Origin of the sequence: Bacillus niameyensis (assembly GCF_001375535.1) — a bacterium.
Lineage (GTDB): Bacteria > Bacillota > Bacilli > Bacillales > Bacillaceae_C > Lederbergia > Lederbergia niameyensis.
In genome coordinates, this window is the sequence record NZ_LN831197.1 from 3,997,328 (window position 1) to 4,016,143 (window position 18,816).

Sequence of the window (18,816 nt, forward strand, 5' to 3'; positions counted from 1 at the left end):
TATTATTTTAATCCACAAAAATAATTTGTAACCTTTATTATTGGGAAATATCTTACAATTCAGTGAAGGAAAAAATATAAAAGTTGTTTATAAAAATTAGCAGGATAAGTTTTGCTTTTGTCGAAATTTATCTAGTGTACAAACTTAGCGGTTAAATATAAAAAAACAGCTGCGATAACAGGAGGTAACAGTAATGGAAAAGATTAAAGTTGCGGTTATTGGTTGTGGGACGATAGCACCAAGCCACATCCAGGCTTACTTGAAGAACGAGTTAACTGAAATAAAGTATTTTGTAGATATTATCCCTGAGCGTGCAGAAAATTACGCTGAAAAATATGGTGTCCCATACACAGAGACAGATTATCGTAAAATTTTGGAAGATGACGAAATTGTTGCGATCTCGGTCTGTACGCCAAACGGTACCCATGCTCAGATTTCCATTGATTGCTTAAATGCTGGCAAACATGTTTTATGTGAAAAGCCTGCGGCAATGAATATGGAGCAAGTTTACGCAATGCAAGAAGCAGCCAACCGTAATAATCGGATTTTGAATATCGGTGTTGTTAATCGCTTTCACACATCTGTTAACAAAGTGAAAGAAATGATTGACCGAGGTGATCTTGGAAATATTTATCATGTGTATTGTTCTTTCCGAAGCCATCGCGGAATTCCAGGGCTTGGCGGTCCATTTACAACAAAAGCCGAGTCGGGTGGAGGAGTATTAATTGACTGGGGAGTTCATTACCTAGATCTCATTTTCTATTGCTTAAGTAATCCACAAATTAAAACTGTTTCAGGTACAGCACATTGTCAATTGGGTAAGGATATGGAAAATTATACGTATAAAGGCATGTGGGCTGGTCCTCCTAACTATAACGGTACTTATGATGTAGACGATTTTGTAACTGGTTTTATTCGCACAGACGGGCCAACACTTACGCTCAATGGAGCTTGGGCACAAAATATCGGAGAAGCTGCGCAGTATATTGAATTCCTAGGTGATAAAGGTGGAATCAAACTGCAATATGGCGGCGACTTTAAATTCTTTACAGCTGAAAATGGGAATCTGCTAGAAGTCACTCCATCCTACTCTCACAGTGACATGTTCTATGAGGAGATTGATGGTTTCGTTAAATCAGCTATTAAAAATGAAAAAATTCGCTCACATATTGATAATGTCCTTATTACATCTCAAGTTATGGAAGCGATCTATGAGTCTTCCGAAAAAGGAAAAGAAGTGGAGTTATAGTAACTTGGGAAACAAAAGCAAGGCTGTAATGATCTTTTATAGCCTTGCTTTTTTAAATTTGTATAGGGATTTAATGGTATAATGAGTATGTAATAGAATAGGTTTTCAAGGGTGGTCAGCACCATTCCATTGTCCCTGTCTCGGTCAATTTGAGATGGAGGGAGATGCTGTTATGATGACTGTATTCGAGGGGTTAATGCTTGCAATCGCTTTTTCAAGTTTAATCCTGGCAATCCTGTCATTTAACCATAAGAAATAATCCGCCCTTGAGCCTAGCAAGCGATGGGCGGATTATCCGCAAATTGCTGATCGCCTTTAAAGCGATTCTATTACTGACCGTTCGGCGTTCCAGCGCCGTACGGTCGTTTTTAATATATTCCATTTTCATATTTATTATAACATAAAATGAAATAATGGTTCACTTATTGAAATATGGTTTTGAGAAAAATATTTATAATTTAATGTAATGAAAATTTGATTATTACTAAAGAATATATTAGAATAACACTAATTAGAGATATACAAATTAGAGAATTTTAAAATAGGTGATGATTATATGAATAGTTCAGAAAGCTTAAATCAAGACCAGGAATTATCCTTAAAACTATATGTTGTTTTATACCGCGCATTGCAAGCGATTGATAAGAAAATGGCCAATAACTATAAAAGTTATGGCATGAATCCAACAGAATTTGCGGTTCTTGAGTTGTTATTCAATAAGGGAGATCAGCCAATCCAAAAAATTGGCCAAAAAATATTAATTGCTTCAAGTAGTATAACTTATGTTGTTGATAAGTTGGAGAAAAAGAAGTATGTAAAGCGGGTGGCTTGTCCGACTGACCGAAGGGTGACTTATGCTGCTATTACAGATGAAGGAAAAGAATTAATGGAAGAAATTTTTCCTAAACACGCAGAAACGATGACTGAAATTATGGGCGGATTAAACCTGAGTGAAAAGCAAGTTATGGTGGAGCAGTTAAAAAAGTTAGGTAAATTTAATCCAGAATCTTAGACAATTATTAGGGCAAACTGTTCGTAAAAGCAGTTTGTTTTTTTTGTAGCCTGCATAATTGACAGAACTAGAAAAATATATTATTATATATCTCATATTAGAGATATATAAATTAGAGATAATTTAAGCGAATCTTAATGAGTCTCTAGTTCCTATAACAGTACTAAGATAAAGGAGAGGAATCAACAATGAACGAATTAAAAGGAATTCACCATGTTACAGCCATTACAAGCAGTGCGGAAAAGATATATGATTTTTTTACAAATGTATTAGGAGTTCGTTTAGTTAAGAAAACAGTGAACCAAGATGATATTCAAACATATCATTTGTTTTTTGCGGATGATGTTGGTGGACCTGGTACAGATATGACGTTTTTTGACTTTCCAGGAATACCAAAAGGGGTACATGGCACAGATGAAATTTCTAAAACTTCTTTCCGCGTTCCAACTGATGCGGCTTTAGATTATTGGGTCAAGCGATTTAACCGATTGAATGTAAAACATACAGAGATCAAAGAACAATTTGGCAGGAAGACACTTTCTTTCGCAGATTTTGATGACCAACAATACCAATTAATATCTGATGAACATAATAAAGGGGTGGTGTCTGGTACACCATGGAAAAAAGGTCCGGTTCCATTGGAATATGCGATTACTGGTTTAGGTCCCATTTTCGTTCGGGTTTCTCAATTTGATTATTTTAAGGCACTTCTTGAAGAAGTCTTTATGTTTAAGGAAGTTGCCGAAGATGGTTCCTTCCATTTATTTGAAATGGGCGAGGGTGGTAACGGTGCGCAAGTAGTTGTGGAATACAATACGATGCTACCTAGTGCCCGCCAAGGATTTGGAACAGTTCATCACGCGGCTTTCCGTGTAGAAGATCGTGCTCATTTAGATGAATGGACAAAACGTTTGCAGTCCTTCCGTTTACCGAATTCTGGATTTGTCGAGCGGTTCTATTTTGGCTCCTTATATTCTAGAGTGACTCCACAAATTTTATTTGAAATCGCCACAGATGGACCTGGGTTTATGGAAGATGAGCCATACGAAACTTTAGGAGAAAAATTATCATTGCCGCCATACTTTGAAGCACAGCGGGATGAAATTGAGAAGCTAGTTCGTCCAATTGATACTGTTAGAAGTACAAAAGAATTCCAAAAAGAATATGAGAACTAAGGGGGAGGTTTAACCATGAGGCATATTTTTATTAAAGGAAATGATTCGGCAAAACCAACTCTACTTTTATTACATGGAACAGGTGGAACAGAGCATGACTTACTAGCATTGGCAGAAAGAATTGATCCAGATGCAAATGTGATAAGTGTTAGAGGAAATGTGTTAGAAAATGGAATGCCGCGTTTTTTCCGACGTTTAGCCGAAGGAATCTTTGATGAAGAGGATTTGGTTTTCCGTACAAAAGAGTTAAATGAATTTTTGGATGAAGCAGCTGAAAAATATGGATTTGATCGCGAGAACATCGTGGCGATCGGTTATTCAAACGGTGCTAATATCGCAGGAAGCTTGCTTTTCCATTATCAAGGTGCCCTAAAAGGAGCGATCTTGCATCATCCAATGGTACCGAGACGAGGAATTGAGCTTCCTGAATTATCAGGCAAACCTATTTTTATTGCAGCTGGTACGAATGATCCGATTTGTCCTTCGAAAGAGTCGGAAGATCTCAAATCGTTATTGGAAAATGCTGGTGCGGATGTTGAACTTCATTGGGAAAATAGAGGCCACCAGTTGACAATGAGTGAAGTGGAAGCAGCAGGTAAGTGGTATCGGGAGAATGTGCTGTAGGGATGGAAAATCTACAAATGTAAGCTTACTTAATATAAAGTAGTAACTTTCTCTAATAGAAAACGCCTTTCATGTGGCGTTTTTTTCTTTTGAATCGATACTGTACTTAGATGAAAATATTGAAAAAGGAGGAGAGTTCTTTTTAAACGATCAATCCAATAAACCTGAATAGAATTTTTAGGGATTGCCATCGATTTTCCAAATTATGTGGACTTCAATAAGTGAAGTTAAAGTGCAGGATTCTTAATTTTTCTGCAGAATAAAACTTGTATAAAGTATTTAGAAAGGAGAAACTAATTGAGTTTAATTAAGAAAACATTATATAAAGCGGCTAAGTTAAAATGGTATATTACTAGACCAATTACTATGGGAGTTAGAATTTTATTAATTCAAGATAAAAAAATATTATTAGTGAAGCACACTTATCAGAATCATTGGTATCTTCCCGGCGGGGGCGTAGAAAAAAATGAAACTTTGGAACAGGCAATTAGAAGAGAATGTGAAGAAGAGCTAGGTGCTAACCTTTACGACATTAAACTATTTGGTGTTTATAGTAATTTCTTTGAATATAAAAATGATCATATCGCTGTATTTATTTGTACAAACTTCACTTTACAACCAAAAAAGAATAATGAAATAGAGAAGATTAATTTATTTGAGGTTGATGATTTACCAAAGGATATTTCGCCTGGCAGTAAAAAAAGAATCCAAGAATACATAAACGAAGAATATCCTAAACATGGGAAGTGGTGATGTTGTAATTGCTAATATTATTCTCAACATGCGAACTAAAAAAATTAAAGAGCCTAGCTATGCAAGTTTTTATATAAAACTTGTATAGTTAGGCTCTTTTTATATTAACAAATGGGCTGATTCAATTATTATTGAAATGAAAGTTGCTTATCTTGTTTTCGCCACTCATATATTCCCACTCCTTCATCCTTCGGGAGAACGCTAATATAAAGCTTTCTCTCCATTATAATGCTTGAGTTTTTTTCGAACACTTTTCATCTTCAACACTCCAACATCTAGAGGGTAAAATGAAACAAAATGAATAAACATGAATGCATGCATTGACAATAATGAATAATCAGGCATAATATGATGTAACAATAACTCTTTCGAGAGGATGAAAGTCATGTTAGCCGAGGAACGTAGACAGAAAATAGTAGAAATCTTGCAAAAGGAAGGGCGAGTGATTGCTAAAGATCTTTCGGAGATGTTCCAAATATCGATTGATTCGATCCGCAGAGATTTAACGATCATGGAGGATCAAGGTTTGTTGCAAAAAACCTATGGAGGTGCGATCTCCAAAATCCCGACTCCTAAGGTTCGCACAATGCCACAGCCAGAATCACGAAGATATGGCGATGGAGCCCCGCATCAAAATGCGATCTCCAAGTTGGCTGCTTCTTTAATAAAAGAGCATGAAACGGTATATATCGGCGGTGCTGGAATTCAATATGGGATGCTTAAGTATCTTCCGAATGATATTCCTTTTACTGTCATAACCAATTCAATGAAGATTGCTGAACTCATTCGAAAACAGGAAAATGTAACGTCCTACCTAATTGGAGGAAAACTTCGTGCAGAGTCAGCTGGAAGCATAATTGATACTCTTGCAATCGAAATGATGAGTAAATTTACATTAGATATCGCATTTATAACAGGTGGGGGAATTGCTGCAAATGGGATCAGTACTGCAACTCCGGAAGGCGCAGCCTTTGCGCGAATGGTGGCACAAGTTTCTCGTAAAAATATTTGTTTAGCCCCACATGAAAAGCTAGGCCAACAAATGTTTATAACATTAACACCGATTGAAAAAATGGATGTCGTCATTACAGATCAAGCTGCACCTGAGACGGCTGTTCAGGAAATTAGAAAAAGAAATGTAGAGATTATTTTTGCGGATGAAGAGAATGGAGTGGAATCCCTTTGAAATGGCTTAGTGTAGAACAATCGCCAACATTACATGGTTCTGTAAGTATTCCAGGTTCTAAAAATAGCTCACTTGCCTTACTAGCTGCAGCTTGTTTAAGTGATGAGGTTGTGACGTTATATGGAATACCTAATATTGCTGATTTTCGTGTGATTAGTGAAATTTGTGATGAAATTGGCTGTGAAATTAGTCGTGACCTTAACGGTGTCGTTCGGATCGATCCCAGAGAGATCGTTCATACATCCCTCGATCCTAAAAAGACATCAACTTTTAGAACGGCATATTATTTTGTCGGTGCCTTATTGGCTAAATATGGAAAAGTTGAAGTTGGCTATCCAGGTGGAGATGATTTTGTTAGTCGGCCAATTGATCAACATGTCAAAGCTTTACAAATGATGGGCGCCAAGTTCAACTATCATAAAGATTATTATGTGGTAGAGGCAAATGAGTTAAGAGGCGAAACCATCTTTTTCGATAAAATAACTTCCGGTGGGACAATCAACATCATGTTAGCTGCCGTTCGTGCAAAAGGAACGACGATTTTATTAAATGCAGCACGGGATCCTGAAGTCATTGATACAGCTATTTTATTAAATAAGATGGGGGCAAAGATAAGTGGCGCTGGGACAGATACAATTCGGATAACGGGAGTGACATATTTAACGGGTTGTACCCATAGAGTCATTCCTGATCGTTTAATCGCAGGGGCATTTTTAATGTCTGCAGGGCTAACAGGTGGAACTGTAACAGTGGAAGACGTAATCCCTGAGCATTTAAAATCATGCTTATTAAAGCTATCCGAAATCGGATTCGATATTGAGGAAGGCAACAACTCGGTAACGGCCCATTCAAATGGCATCATCAAAGCTACGAGAGTAAGAACAGCGATGTACCCTGGTTTTGCAACGGATTTGCAGCAACCATTAGCGGCTTTGTTAACCCAAGCTCATGGTAAAAGTATTATTGCCGATAAAATTTATCCTCATCGTTTTAATCATGTTCATCAATTAAGAAAAATGGGTGCCGATATTAAAGTGCGTTCAGGTGTTTCTTTTATTAAAGGGAAAACAGCTTTGAAAGGTTCTCTCGTTCATGCATCAGATATTCGAGCAGGGATTTGTTTAATTCTTGCGGGATTGGCTGCAGAAGGTCAGACAAAAATTACGGGAGTCCATCATATTGAACGAGGCTATGAAAACGCAGTGCAAGCATTTCAGTCGCTTGGAGCGAAGATTGCTTTGCATGAAACACCTCTTTTTGATGAAGAAATTCCTTATTTTGATGTTCGATAAACTTTAAAGGGAAGATGGTCAAATGGAAATTTCCGAACTAAATCCAGACCAGTTATCAGATAAAGAGATTCATAAACTGCTATATACAAATATGGATGATGATGTAGAAAAGGGAGATTGTATTTTTGTATTTGGCAGTCGAATCGCTTCTAAATACCGACTGCCAAAGGCGCTTCAATTATATCGGGAAGGCCGGGCAAATAAAATCTTGTTTTCGGGTGGTTCTGTTTGGGAAGGTAGCCCTCATCCTGAGGCTGTTTTACTTAAGAATGAAGCAATTAAGCTTGGTATACCGGAGAAAGATATTTTAGTTGAAACCCAATCACGGAATACAAAAGAAAACGTCCTTGCATCATTACTAGTTTTAGATAGATATTTTCAACTTCACCATATCAATCGCTTATTAATTGTCACTTCCAACTATCATATGCGGAGAACCTTTTTGACTTTAAAAACGTATATGCCGAGTTGGATTGAGTATTCCTTTTGCCCTGCGGAGAACCAATCTACGAAAAAAGATAATTGGTTTTTAAGCGAAAAGGGAAGAGCACGGGCTACAGAAGAAGCGAAAAAAATAATTAAATATGTCCGTTGGGGGGCATTGATGGACGAAGAATTGTAAAAAGGAGTGGATTGGTTTGGTTCAATTAGGTTGTAATTATTCACCGCAACTACTTTCTTTATTGGATAAAAGAGCTGTCACGATCGATTGGATTAAGCTTTCTAAAGAGGATACGGTTTGGAAGGAAATAGACATATGCAGGCCCTATGCCCCTATGCTTTTGCATACTTTGCCCCATGCAAGTCTCACTGATTTTTCCGCATTTGATTTTCCTGATATAAATAAAGCGGTAGCAGCATGTAAATCTCCTCATATTGCTTTGCATTTACTTGCGAAACAGGAAGATTGGGACACGGACAATATTAGTGATGAAGAAATTATCGATAGAATGCTAAAAAATGTCCTTAAGTGGAAAGCAGAAATGGATGTCGACTTACTTATAGAAAATGTTCCTTATTATGGATTTCGAGGGACACTCCGCCCTGCGACTGATCCAGAAGTGATAACAGAAATTTGTGAGCAAGCAGATGTGGATCTATTGTTGGATTTAGCCCATCTTAGAGTCGCCACCTGGCACAGACAAGAAGATCCGATAGAGTATCTGCAAAAACTTCCACTCGATCGAGTGAGAGAGATTCATGTATGTGGACTAGCGCCAGATCCTGACAAAGGCCATTTACGTGATCGCCATTTGGAAATGCAAGATATCGATTATGAACTGTTAACTCGGACACTACGGATAACAAATCCAAAAGTCGTCACATTGGAATATGGAGGAACGGGACCGAAATTTGAATGGCGTAGTGAAGTCGATGTTCTAGAAAGACAGTTAAAGCAGTTAAGTACAATACTAAAGTTTAAATCATCATCCACTTGACATCTTACCCACAGGGGTATACTCTTAGTGAAGTTAGATAACAACGGAAGGAGAATACAAGTGGATTATGATAAATCAGTTGTCAATCGTTTAAAACGCATTGAAGGTCAAATTAAAGGTGTTTTAAATATGATTGAGCAAAATAAGGATTGCAGGGATGTCGTCACACAGTTATCTGCATCACGTAATGCGATTGATCGCACTATTGGTTTAATTGTTAGTAATAATCTAGAGCAATGTGTTCGACAAAATATTGAAAATGGCGAGAGCACAGAAGAAATTGTGAAAGAAGCAGTCAATTTATTAGTGAAAAGTAGATAAGAAAAGTCCTAGGGGTATAATAGGGCTTTTTATTTTATTTATCAACATAAATTGACAAAAAGATTCTTATGAGATTGCTTGTAACGTAAAGACTGGAATTGGAGCTTGGTACTGAACCTTTTCCTATCGAACATTTAAATGGTAAAAATTTAACAAATACTCATTTTTCCTCCTTTTCTGGTTAAACTAACACGCGACAATAGAAGAAAAGGAGTGATTGTTTTTGTTTAAACGTAAATTGTTAGTTGTTTCGTTAACTTTCTTGCTTATGGGAATGATGACAGTGGCGAGTGTATCGGCTCATGAGCCAGGCCCTTCGCAGCCTGATCATTCGAAAATGGAGAAAACAGATTGGAAATCCCTCGTTGACCAAGGGTATACGAAAGAAGAAATTTTTAAGGCAAAGGGAATAGCAATGGTTGCCAGTGAAAAGCTTGATATTGCTGTCATTTTGAAGCATTACAAACAGAGTGGTTCATGGGAAAAAACGGCAGCTGATTTCAAAGTCGATTATGAAAAGGTAAAAGCAAAGCATGAAGAAATGAAAGCTAAACATGAGGAAATGAAAAAGTTTTACAAAGAAAATGAAGCGGCTATTTTTCAATTTCTAGCTGAATATACGAATACGCCTGTGGCAGAATTACAGAAGTTAAAAGCTAACACTGAAAAATTTTGCATTCAAAAGTTCATGAAGGCAGCTGTCATTGCAAAACTTAGCAATCGTCCTGTAGTAGAGATATGGAACGAACATCAAGCAGGTACAACTCTGAAAGAGATTGCGAAAAAACATAACCTGGAAAAAGATGCGATCTGGCAGGAAATGAAGAATATGAAAAAAGAGTTAATGTCAACGATTCGATCTTAATAGGGCATACATAAGCCCTGTTTTAAAATCCTATAATAAAGCAAATGGAGAAAATCGATTCGTTTTTTCTCCATTTGCTTTTCCACGCTAAAGGAATTAAACAAAAAGAAGCTTCCAAAAAACGATAGCTAACCTTTTCTCATGCCACAGCCCTATTCGCCCATTTCTGTGATTTTCTTTTCCTTCGGTCGAATAGAAATGCCCTATTCGCGCATTTCTGTGATTTTCTTTTCCTTCGGTCGAATAGAAACGCCCTATTCGCGCATTTCTGTGATTTTCTTTTCCTTCGGTCGAATAGAAACGCCCTATTCGCGCATTTCTGTGATTTTCTTTTGCTTCGGTCGAATAGAAACGCCCTATTCGCCCATTTCCGCTTTTTTCTCTTTCTTCGGTCGAATAGAAATACCCTATTCGCCCATTTCCGCTTTTTTCTCTTTCTTCGGTCGAATAGAAAGTCTCTATTCGCCCATTTCCGCTTTTTCTCTTTCTTCGGTCGAATAGAAAGTCTCTATTCGCCCATTTCCGCTTTTTTTCTTTCTTCGGTCGAATAGAAGCGTCACTTGTTCAGCCAGAACATTACTCGTAACACTAAATTACATACTCCTTCTGTCATTGATCAACCCAATCAATTGACCGTCATATTGGATTTCAATATTGGTTGTTCAGTGACTTATGGAAAGTTCTTTATTTAGCCGTCCTTCTTAACGATCCGATAATCAATCGTTAAAAACGGCACACCTAAAATCCGCATTTTATGATGAGCTTTCAACTCTCCACTTGCCACTTCATCTACATGGAAAACTTCTGATAAAGGTAACTTGAATAAAAATTGTTTCCAAGCGAGGTAAATCCCTGCATCAGATTCATGGCAACCTTTACTTGATAATTGGAGTCCTTCACCCATTTGTTTTAATTCCAAAATTCCAATCATGGACGACCAAGGGAGGGGTAGAGCGATATTCATATACGTTTTTGTTTCCGTTTGATGTTCGGAATAAATCGCGACAAAGACCACTTCATCTCTGACTTTTCGCACCCAGGCCCTTGGTGCTTTCCTTCCGTCAGCATCATCGTGAATAGGATAAATCCCGCCGATCATTTCTACCTCTTTATTGGAGAAAGGTAAATTAAGCTGTTTTACGTGGCGACTCGCGAATCGGTACACGTAGGCGAGAGGTTTAAACCAGCCTTTCCACTTTACTATTGCAAAAAGTCGATAGTCTAATGTATTTTCATAAAAATCTCGAACACTTGGAGAAGGGGAGACAGATTCATATATCTCCATATTATCGACAAGTCCACGATACTTTTTCCTGTTATCAATTTTCTTTTTCAGCAGCCTTTCCCCGACTACTATTTTCCCGCGCATCCGACTAACAGGGAAATTTAAAGCACGCACCTTAGAAATTGGAACACAAAGAGACCAACCGATCACACCGAGCAACCCAAAAATGAGACAATTCATAACCCCATGAAAGCGAAGCATGAAATCAATCGTAACATAAAAGGAGCTTCCTAAATTTCCTAGTGCATATAGGAGCGAAAAGCCAATCGTAACAGGTAATGCGGCAAATGAAATCAAAACTATGCTTTTTTGCCAAGCCGTTTTAAAGCGGGCTTGGAGAGTGATAACTAGTAATCCTATAATGCCGATGATATAGAAAATGACAGAGAATAACTCGATCCAACGTGAAAAGGTAATCCCGATTGCGACAACGAGCGGTGAAATGAGAATAAGAAAGCACACGAGTCGGAACAAGCGGGGTTTTCTTAATCTCCCTAGAAAACCTACAAAGATCGGCAATAAAAAAGCTGAATAATGGAAGTGGATTGCTGTTAGCCATGTAATTAGAGCAGAAAACCCTGTATCAATATTAGCTTCTGAAGCAAAAAACCACATTCCGCCAATCGCTAAATAAATGAGTCCTAAGTCGATCGTAAATTCCTCTAAAGCTCGAAAGCCCCTTCGTAAAAATCTTGCTACCCCATATAATGAAACAACTAAAGTGAATAATAAATAAATCGCTGCCAAACCACCATCAAAGGCTGTCCGATCTGTCCATTGAAGAATGGCGACGGCTATGTAAGCGGGAATGGCGAATAAAAAATAATTTTTATAAAACCAATCTCCCTTGTTTTGAACTAATTGTAGAACGATTGGAATAAATACTATCTGTGCGAGTGTTAACATAAGTGATGGCCACGGTTGCACACTAAAATAAGCAATAACTAAAAATAATAAACTATGAATCCATGAAAATGTTCGAAGTGTCATATGGTTTAAATTCTCCTTCGTACGCAAAAACAGTTCCGATAATTGGATTTGTCACAACGACTTTAATCTGAAACACTTTTTCCTCTTCAAGATAGCATTCATTCACAGTTGCCAATCCTTGGAACAACTGCGGTAAAGGGATTTCGATCTTGCCTAGAACAAGACGCTGGTCTTTTGAATCGATTTGCAAACTACCATCCGCCATTGCTGTCATAACTAAGTCCGAATATATCAAACTAGGTTCACCAAGATAATCTTTAATAATCTTCCTCTTTGCATCAAGACTCATTAAGGCATTAAAATAGCGCTTCTTTTTCTTAAAATAGAAGATCCGCTCCCAATGAATCTGTTTTTCACCGTTCTGACCAATGAGAGGAGTGTTTGCGATTGTAAAGGGGATATCTTCTCCTCGCTCTGGAAAAAGCAGTTTCCACATAACACCTAATTGGAAAAATGGATACAAATATTTTGGCCCGCCCTGGATGTTCTTCATCACGCCTTTCGCTTGAAAAGGAGTGAATTCCAATTGTTCGTATCTCTTTTGTAGCTTTGGATGAAGATGAACAAAATCTTTCCCCATCACTTCCTTATAAATGGACATGGCGCACTCGCTTTCTCTTACAATTTTTTGCAGTGGGTAAGTCTTTATATAATACATAGCCAATAATCGATAGAACAATTAATGCTAGATTAAAAGTTAAAGGGCTAAACGGATGGGCTAAGTATTCTGGATTAGAAAGAATTGCCGATGCACCTAACAATGGAAAAGCGATCATTTGTAGTGCAAATAAAATCCTTTTTCGGGGATAAAGTAATAAAATGACTCCAAATAAAGCTTCCCCAACACCAAAAATCGCTGTTAGTGATTGTGCTAAATCTGTGTTCAAATGTAATAGGTTTTCTAGCATTGCAATTTCTTCCGGATTCGCATTCGTAATCTTAGGAACGAGCCCATGATAAAGCCAAATGAATAGGAAAAGGAATGTAATCAACCAACTGCAAAAGAATCGAATATATTGAGAGGAGGGTGTTTCCCCTTTTTCCAGCCATCTTTTCACAACATCAAAACTAAGCGCTGTTGCCCAGCCTATTATTGGACGAAATAGCCATTTGTCGATAACTTTTCCTACTATTCTCCAATTCACATCATAATCATATTGTGTGAAGAATTTGATAGAGTTCCCATTAGGTTCGTATTTCCAGTAACCGCGCCCTTCTCGAATAATCGAAAGTGCCTGGTCTGTTCCAAAATGCAAGGAAGATGTTCGTGATCCGTCTTTTGCATGGTGTTCACCAACACTTTTGCCCCAACCAGCAATTTTTAGTCCTAAGCCAATCTTCGTTTCATAGACAAAGTGTTGTGGTTGCCCTTCTTCCTTCGGCTTGTAAGTAATCGATGAAAAGCGAAGATCCCATTGTTCATGCATCTGCGGATTTTGCGTTGCCTCCCATAATCGATCCATTTCTGCTTCGATCGGGATTTCTACGTAAATAGGTTTAGTTTTCATAAGAACACCTCTTGTTAGTAGCTTACCATAGAAAATTGGAAGGAATAATGAAATTCTAGTAGAAATTAATTAGTGTATTAGTTTCGAGTACTAGGAGGCTACAAATGAGTAAAGTAAAAGTCGGAATTATCGGTTGTGGAAATATTAGTTCTATCTATTGTGAAGCAGGAGAGAAATTCCCGATTCTCGATATTGTTGCTTGCGCTGATTTGGACTTTGAGCGGGCAAAAACACGTGCAAAGCAATACAATATACCTAATGCCTATACGGTTGAAGAACTATTAGCAGACTCTGATATTGACATTGTCATTAATTTAACAATACCGCAGGCACATGCGCAAGTTTGTCTAGCAGCACTTGAAGCAGGCAAGCATGTTTATGTGGAAAAGCCGTTGGCGATAACTCGCGAGGACGGAGAGAAAATCCTGCTCCTGGCTAATAAAAAAGGTTTACGTGTTGGCGGTGCACCTGATACTTTTTTAGGTGGCGGTTTACAAACATGTCGCAAATTAATTGACGATGGGGTTATGGGTGAAGTGATCGGAACAACTGCCTTTATGATGAGTCCTGGGCATGAAAACTGGCATCCCGATCCAGAGTTTTATTATAAATCGGGCGGTGGTCCAATGTTTGATATGGGCCCATATTACCTTACAGCGATGATTAGTTTAATCGGTCCGATTCGGAGAGTGACGGGATCAGCTCGAATTAGTTTTCCAGAAAGAAAGATAACGAGTGAACCGAGATTTGGACAAACGATTCAAGTGGAAGTTCCCACTCACATTGCTGGCGTGCTTGATTTTGAAAATGGTGCTGTTGGAACGATTATTACTAGTTTTGATATAGCAGGCTCTAAACTACCTCATATGGAAATCTATGGTTCAAAGGGTTCGATTATCGTACCGGATCCGAACACTTTTGGCGGTCCCGTTTTGTTGCGGAAACATGGCAGCCTTAAGTGGGAAGAGGTGCCACTGACTCATGGATTTACCAATAATAGTAGAGGAATTGGCGTAGCGGATATGGCTGAAGCTTTACAAACTGGTCGCCCGCATCGTGCAAATGGGGAACTGGCTTTTCATGTATTAGATGCGATGCATGCATTTATCGAATCCTCCGAGAGAGGAATTCATTTTGAGCTTTCAAGTACTTGTAAAAAGCCGGAACCATTGCCAGTTAATATATAGAATAAGGGTGATAAAATGTCTAAGTTTCGAGTCGCACTAGTAGGATGTGGAAGTATGGCGAATATATGGGTTGAATATGCTATTGCAAGAAAAGATGTTGAAATTGTTGCTCTAGTCGATGTCGTTCAGGATACAGCAAAGAAAATGGCTGAAAAATACCAATTAGCCTGTCAGACTTTTTCAGATATTACATCAGCCATTAAAGAAACTGAAGCCAATTTAGTTTTTGATGTCACTATTCCAGAAAGTCATAACGATATTACTGTCAAAGCTTTGAATCTAGGTTGTGATGTCTTTGGAGAGAAACCAATGGGCACCTCAATGAAAGAGGCTCTCATGATGGTGGAAGCTGCCAAACAAACTGGAAAAAAATATAACGTTATGCAAAACCGGCGTTATAATAGCCAAATTAGGGAACTCCATCATCTTGTGCAATCTGGTGAAATTGGCGAACAAGGTTGGATTACAGCCGATTTTTTCCTCGATCCACACTTTGGTGGTTTTCGGGAAAAAATGGAAAGCCCTTTAATTCTTGATATGGCTATTCATACTTTTGATCAAGCTAGGTTCATATCAGGTGCTAATCCAGTTTCTGTGTATTGTCATGAATTTAATCCGACTGGGTCATGGTATGACGGGAATGCATCTGCCATCTGTATATTCGAAATGGATAACGGAATGGTTTTCAATTATCGGGGGTCTTGGAGTGCAATCGGAGCACCGACTTCATGGGAGTCGGCGTGGAGAGTAATCGGAAGTAAAGGCACAGCTATTTGGGATGGGGCCAACCGTCCATTTGCTGAAATTGCTTCTCCTGATGAATCTAATCCATCTCACTATAAAGTAAAGAAAGTGGAAACAACTTCCAAGTGGAGTGGACGAGAAGGGCATTTTGGTTGTCTTGATGAGATGTTTGACGCTTTGATCGAGGGTCGGAAAGCTGAAACTGATTGTACAGATAATCTCCATAGTATCTCAATGGTTTATAAGGCGATAGAAAGTGCGCAAACCGGTAAGAAAATATATTTTAATCGATGAGATGTGCCGCTAAACAGGCTAAATAGAAAAGCCAAAAAGCCAATATAAAAAGATTGGCTTTTTGGCTTGCAATAACTAGCTGTATGATTAATCAATGAATAGATAATCAACTGGGACGGCATGCTTGCTTTCTCGGAATTGCCCCGGAGGCATGCCAACTCGTTTACTAAAAACTTTACTAAAATAATTTCCATTAGAATAACCTACGAATCTCGCAATCTCTTCAATGGTCATATCGGTAGAACGTAAATATTCGATGGCGCGGTCAATCCGTACCTTCGTTAAATATTGCAATGGTGTCGTATTCGTTGTTTTGTGAAAGAGCCTTGTAAAATGGTATTTAGATAGTCCGGACGCTTGAACTAACTCATCCAGACCAATTGGTTTAGCGTAATTTTTTTTGGCAAATAGGGCTGCTTTCGTAATTTGTTCTGGCCATAATTGAACCGGCGCACCAATATTTTGCAAGAAACGATAAAGTTCCATAATAAAGGCATAGCCTTGGGATGAAGCTTGATAAGAATCTGTTATATTTTTTTCGACTGCTTGTTGAAAAATAGCTAATAATACTTTAATCGGTTCTGAATCAGGTGGGAATGAAATAACGTGGCCTATTTTTTCTGTAATAAAATGAAAGGCCTTTTTCACTTCATTTCCGTACAGAGTGATGTGAATAAACTCCCAATTGTCACTATTTTCAGGGAAAAAATATCGATGTTTACTAGGAAGTTCTACAAGAAAAGCTTGTCCAGAAGTTAAGGTGCGGTTTTTCCCATTAACTTCAATCATCCCTTTGCCAGCTAATGTGTATTGAAAAACAAATTTCCCAACTTCGCTACGGTTCATGCCGTTCCAATTATAACTAGTCGTATTCACTAGTTCCCATCCAATGGAATAAATCCCGACGACATTATCTTGATGTTCCCCATTAAAACGAAAACCAAAGGATTCAAATTTTTTGTGAATACCATCGCTAAGCAATTTTTTACCCACTTTCTTTATTTTTTCCTATTGTAGCATGGTCATTTAGATTCTACTATAGAAAGGAATGTGGCTAGTTAGTAGAGAAATAGTATATAAGTAAGCCTATATACTAATCGGAATGGAGGATTATGAACATGTTGCGAAATGAATACCCGCGCCCACAATTTGTCCGAAATGAATGGATGAATTTAAATGGAGAATGGCAGTTTGCTTTTGATCATGGTAAAAGTGGGATAGACCGTAAATTTTACGAGGAAGGTCCTTTTACAGAAACGATTCAAGTACCCTTCTGTCCAGAAAGTAAACTTTCAGGTATTGGCTACACTGATTTTATGGCAGCTGTTTGGTATAAAAGAACAATCCAAGTGCCAGAGGAATGGTTAGGAAATCGAATCATTCTTCATTTTGGAGCTGTCGATTATCAGACCATTGTATGGGTGAACGGGCAAAGAGCAGGGGAACACAAAGGTGGATATACTCCTTTTTCCTTCGATATTACAGATTTATTAGATGGTCAAGCAGCGACAATCGTCGTTTGTGCAGAGGATGATAACCGATCTGGGTTGCAACCGCGTGGGAAGCAAAGCGGGGGATATTATTCGGCTGGTTGTGATTACACGAGGACGACAGGTATTTGGCAAACGGTTTGGTTAGAACCTGTTTCTCCTACTTATATAAAAAAATCAACCTATCAAACGAATCCGAAAAATGGAGCGGTAGCTATTGATTTGCAACTAAATCAGTATGAACAAAATCTAACTGTAGAACTTGAAGCGTATTATGATGGGAAAATAGTAGCGTCGGAAATTGCCGATGTCGCGGGATCAAGCGTCCATTCCCTTTTAAAGCTATCTGAGATTCACCTTTGGGAACCAGGGAAACCACGACTTTATGACTTAACTCTTACTCTTAAAAAAGCTGGAGCCGTGGTTGATCATGTCGAAAGTTATTTCGGTGTAAGATCTGTTTCCATTCAAGATAAAAAGATTTTAATTAACGACAAACCGGTCTTTCAACGCCTAGTATTAGACCAAGGTTTTTACCGAGATGGTATTTATACAGCACCGTCAGATGAAGATTTACGCAAAGATATTGAACTAGCTATGGCAATGGGGTTTAATGGTGCCCGTTTGCATGAAAAAATATTCGAACCACGCTTTCTCTATTGGGCGGATCAGCTAGGATATCTTGTTTGGGGAGAACATGGAAATTGGGGATTAGATATAACAGGTTCGAAAGGGCTAGAGCGTTTTCTGCCAGAATGGATGGAGGCAGTGGAAAGAGATTTTAATAGTCCTGCACTTATTGGCTGGTGTCCATTTAATGAAACATGGGATCAAAATGGAACGAGGCAAAATGATGAAGTATTAAGAATTACTTATGAAGTAACGAAAAGAATGGATCCAACACGGCCAGTTATTGATACGAGTGGCAATTTCCATGTAGTAACGGATGTTTTTGATATTCATGACTATGAACAGGATGTTGAAAAGTTTGCTGCAAAATTTGAAAAAATGGCTCAAGGGGAAGAAGTGTATGTAACGTTCTCAGATCGCCAGCGCTATGAAGACCAGCCATATTTTGTTAGTGAGTATGGTGGGATTTGGTGGAACCCTGAAGAGAAGGATGGTTGGGGATACGGAGATAAACCAGAATCAGAGGAAGCCTTTTTGGAACGATACAAAGGATTGACAGAAGTTTTATTGAACAACCCCTCTATTTGTGCATTTTGCTATACCCAACTTTATGATATCGAACAAGAAGTAAATGGATTATATACGTATGATCGTAAGGCGAAGTTTGATCCAAAAATCATTCATAAGATTAATAGTCAAAAAGCAGCGATTGAAAAGCTCTGATGAATAAGAGCAATAAATTACCCTGGTTTAATGTCTTTTTACCATTGTA

At 38.2% G+C, this 18,816-nt stretch carries 19 protein-coding genes; 15 read left to right on the forward strand and 4 right to left on the reverse strand.

Annotation, left to right across the window (positions count from 1 at the left end; all coding sequences use genetic code 11):
• Positions 1-193: 193 nt before the first annotated feature.
• The 12 genes from BN1243_RS18335 (at position 194) to BN1243_RS18390 (ending at position 9,916) form a co-directional block, all read left to right on the forward strand.
• Positions 194-1,249 (forward strand): Gfo/Idh/MocA family protein, encoded by a 1,056-nt coding sequence (locus tag BN1243_RS18335; RefSeq protein WP_062109265.1) that lies wholly within the window; start codon positions 194-196, stop codon positions 1,247-1,249.
• A 175-nt stretch (positions 1,250-1,424) separates the two neighbouring features.
• On the forward strand, positions 1,425-1,508 hold the full coding sequence (locus BN1243_RS23110; RefSeq protein WP_407638897.1) for a putative holin-like toxin: 84 nt from the start codon (positions 1,425-1,427) through the stop codon (positions 1,506-1,508).
• 297 nt (positions 1,509-1,805) lie between these two features.
• On the forward strand, positions 1,806-2,261 hold the full coding sequence (locus BN1243_RS18340; protein WP_062109267.1) for a MarR family winged helix-turn-helix transcriptional regulator: 456 nt from the start codon (positions 1,806-1,808) through the stop codon (positions 2,259-2,261).
• Positions 2,262-2,449: 188 nt separating this feature from the next.
• On the forward strand, positions 2,450-3,436 hold the full coding sequence (locus tag BN1243_RS18345) for a ring-cleaving dioxygenase (protein WP_062109268.1): 987 nt from the start codon (positions 2,450-2,452) through the stop codon (positions 3,434-3,436).
• Between the two features lie 15 nt (positions 3,437-3,451).
• Positions 3,452-4,060: an alpha/beta hydrolase gene (locus BN1243_RS18350; protein WP_062109270.1), complete on the forward strand. Its 609-nt coding sequence runs from the start codon at positions 3,452-3,454 to the stop codon at positions 4,058-4,060.
• A 297-nt stretch (positions 4,061-4,357) separates the two neighbouring features.
• Positions 4,358-4,813, forward strand: coding sequence for an NUDIX domain-containing protein (locus tag BN1243_RS18355; protein WP_062109272.1), 456 nt, complete (start codon positions 4,358-4,360; stop codon positions 4,811-4,813).
• A gap of 385 nt (positions 4,814-5,198) precedes the next feature.
• Positions 5,199-5,999 (forward strand): DeoR/GlpR family DNA-binding transcription regulator, encoded by an 801-nt coding sequence (locus tag BN1243_RS18365; protein WP_062109277.1) that lies wholly within the window; start codon positions 5,199-5,201, stop codon positions 5,997-5,999.
• On the forward strand, positions 5,996-7,291 hold the full coding sequence (gene murA / locus BN1243_RS18370) for a UDP-N-acetylglucosamine 1-carboxyvinyltransferase (RefSeq protein ID WP_062109279.1): 1,296 nt from the start codon (positions 5,996-5,998) through the stop codon (positions 7,289-7,291). The genes BN1243_RS18365 and murA overlap by 4 nt, the downstream gene beginning before the upstream one ends.
• 22 nt (positions 7,292-7,313) lie before the next feature.
• Entirely contained in the window at positions 7,314-7,913 is a 600-nt protein-coding gene (locus BN1243_RS18375; RefSeq protein WP_062109282.1) for a YdcF family protein, read from the forward strand.
• Between the two features lie 16 nt (positions 7,914-7,929).
• Complete coding sequence (locus tag BN1243_RS18380) at positions 7,930-8,730, forward strand: multinuclear nonheme iron-dependent oxidase (protein ID WP_062109285.1); 801 nt, start codon at positions 7,930-7,932, stop codon at positions 8,728-8,730.
• 60 nt (positions 8,731-8,790) lie between these two features.
• Positions 8,791-9,051, forward strand: coding sequence for a metal-sensitive transcriptional regulator (locus tag BN1243_RS18385; protein ID WP_062109292.1), 261 nt, complete (start codon positions 8,791-8,793; stop codon positions 9,049-9,051).
• A 223-nt stretch (positions 9,052-9,274) separates the two neighbouring features.
• A complete protein-coding gene (locus BN1243_RS18390) occupies positions 9,275-9,916 on the forward strand; it encodes a hypothetical protein (RefSeq protein WP_062109294.1) in 642 nt (213 codons plus the stop codon).
• 688 nt (positions 9,917-10,604) lie between these two features.
• On the opposite strand, the gene BN1243_RS18395 is transcribed toward BN1243_RS18390, so the two are convergent.
• The 3 genes from BN1243_RS18395 to BN1243_RS18405 are packed head-to-tail and all read right to left on the reverse strand — an operon-like array spanning position 10,605 to position 13,699.
• Positions 10,605-12,191 carry a YndJ family protein gene (locus BN1243_RS18395; RefSeq protein ID WP_062109296.1) on the reverse strand — a complete coding sequence of 529 codons (1,587 nt, stop codon included), beginning with the start codon at positions 12,189-12,191 and terminating at the stop codon, positions 10,605-10,607.
• On the reverse strand, positions 12,160-12,849 hold the full coding sequence (locus tag BN1243_RS18400) for a DUF4166 domain-containing protein (protein ID WP_326569851.1): 690 nt from the start codon (positions 12,847-12,849) through the stop codon (positions 12,160-12,162). The genes BN1243_RS18395 and BN1243_RS18400 overlap by 32 nt, the downstream gene beginning before the upstream one ends.
• The gene (locus BN1243_RS18405; RefSeq protein WP_062109300.1) at positions 12,779-13,699 is read right to left on the reverse strand and encodes a DoxX-like family protein; all 921 of its coding nucleotides are present in this window, start codon (positions 13,697-13,699) and stop codon (positions 12,779-12,781) included. The genes BN1243_RS18400 and BN1243_RS18405 overlap by 71 nt, the downstream gene beginning before the upstream one ends.
• Before the next feature lie 104 nt (positions 13,700-13,803).
• On the opposite strand from BN1243_RS18405, the gene BN1243_RS18410 reads away from it, so the two are divergent.
• Together BN1243_RS18410 and BN1243_RS18415 are read left to right on the forward strand one after the other, a co-directional pair.
• The gene (locus BN1243_RS18410) at positions 13,804-14,886 is read left to right on the forward strand and encodes a Gfo/Idh/MocA family protein (RefSeq protein WP_062109302.1); all 1,083 of its coding nucleotides are present in this window, start codon (positions 13,804-13,806) and stop codon (positions 14,884-14,886) included.
• 15 nt (positions 14,887-14,901) lie between these two features.
• Complete coding sequence (locus BN1243_RS18415; RefSeq protein ID WP_062109304.1) at positions 14,902-15,924, forward strand: Gfo/Idh/MocA family protein; 1,023 nt, start codon at positions 14,902-14,904, stop codon at positions 15,922-15,924.
• 87 nt (positions 15,925-16,011) lie between these two features.
• Here BN1243_RS18415 and BN1243_RS18420 read toward each other — a convergent pair whose 3' ends face one another.
• Entirely contained in the window at positions 16,012-16,917 is a 906-nt protein-coding gene (locus BN1243_RS18420; RefSeq protein ID WP_062109306.1) for a helix-turn-helix domain-containing protein, read from the reverse strand.
• Between the two features lie 125 nt (positions 16,918-17,042).
• On the opposite strand from BN1243_RS18420, the gene BN1243_RS18425 reads away from it, so the two are divergent.
• A complete protein-coding gene (locus BN1243_RS18425) occupies positions 17,043-18,767 on the forward strand; it encodes a glycoside hydrolase family 2 protein (RefSeq protein WP_268258075.1) in 1,725 nt (574 codons plus the stop codon).
• The last annotated feature ends 49 nt before the right edge of the window (positions 18,768-18,816 follow it).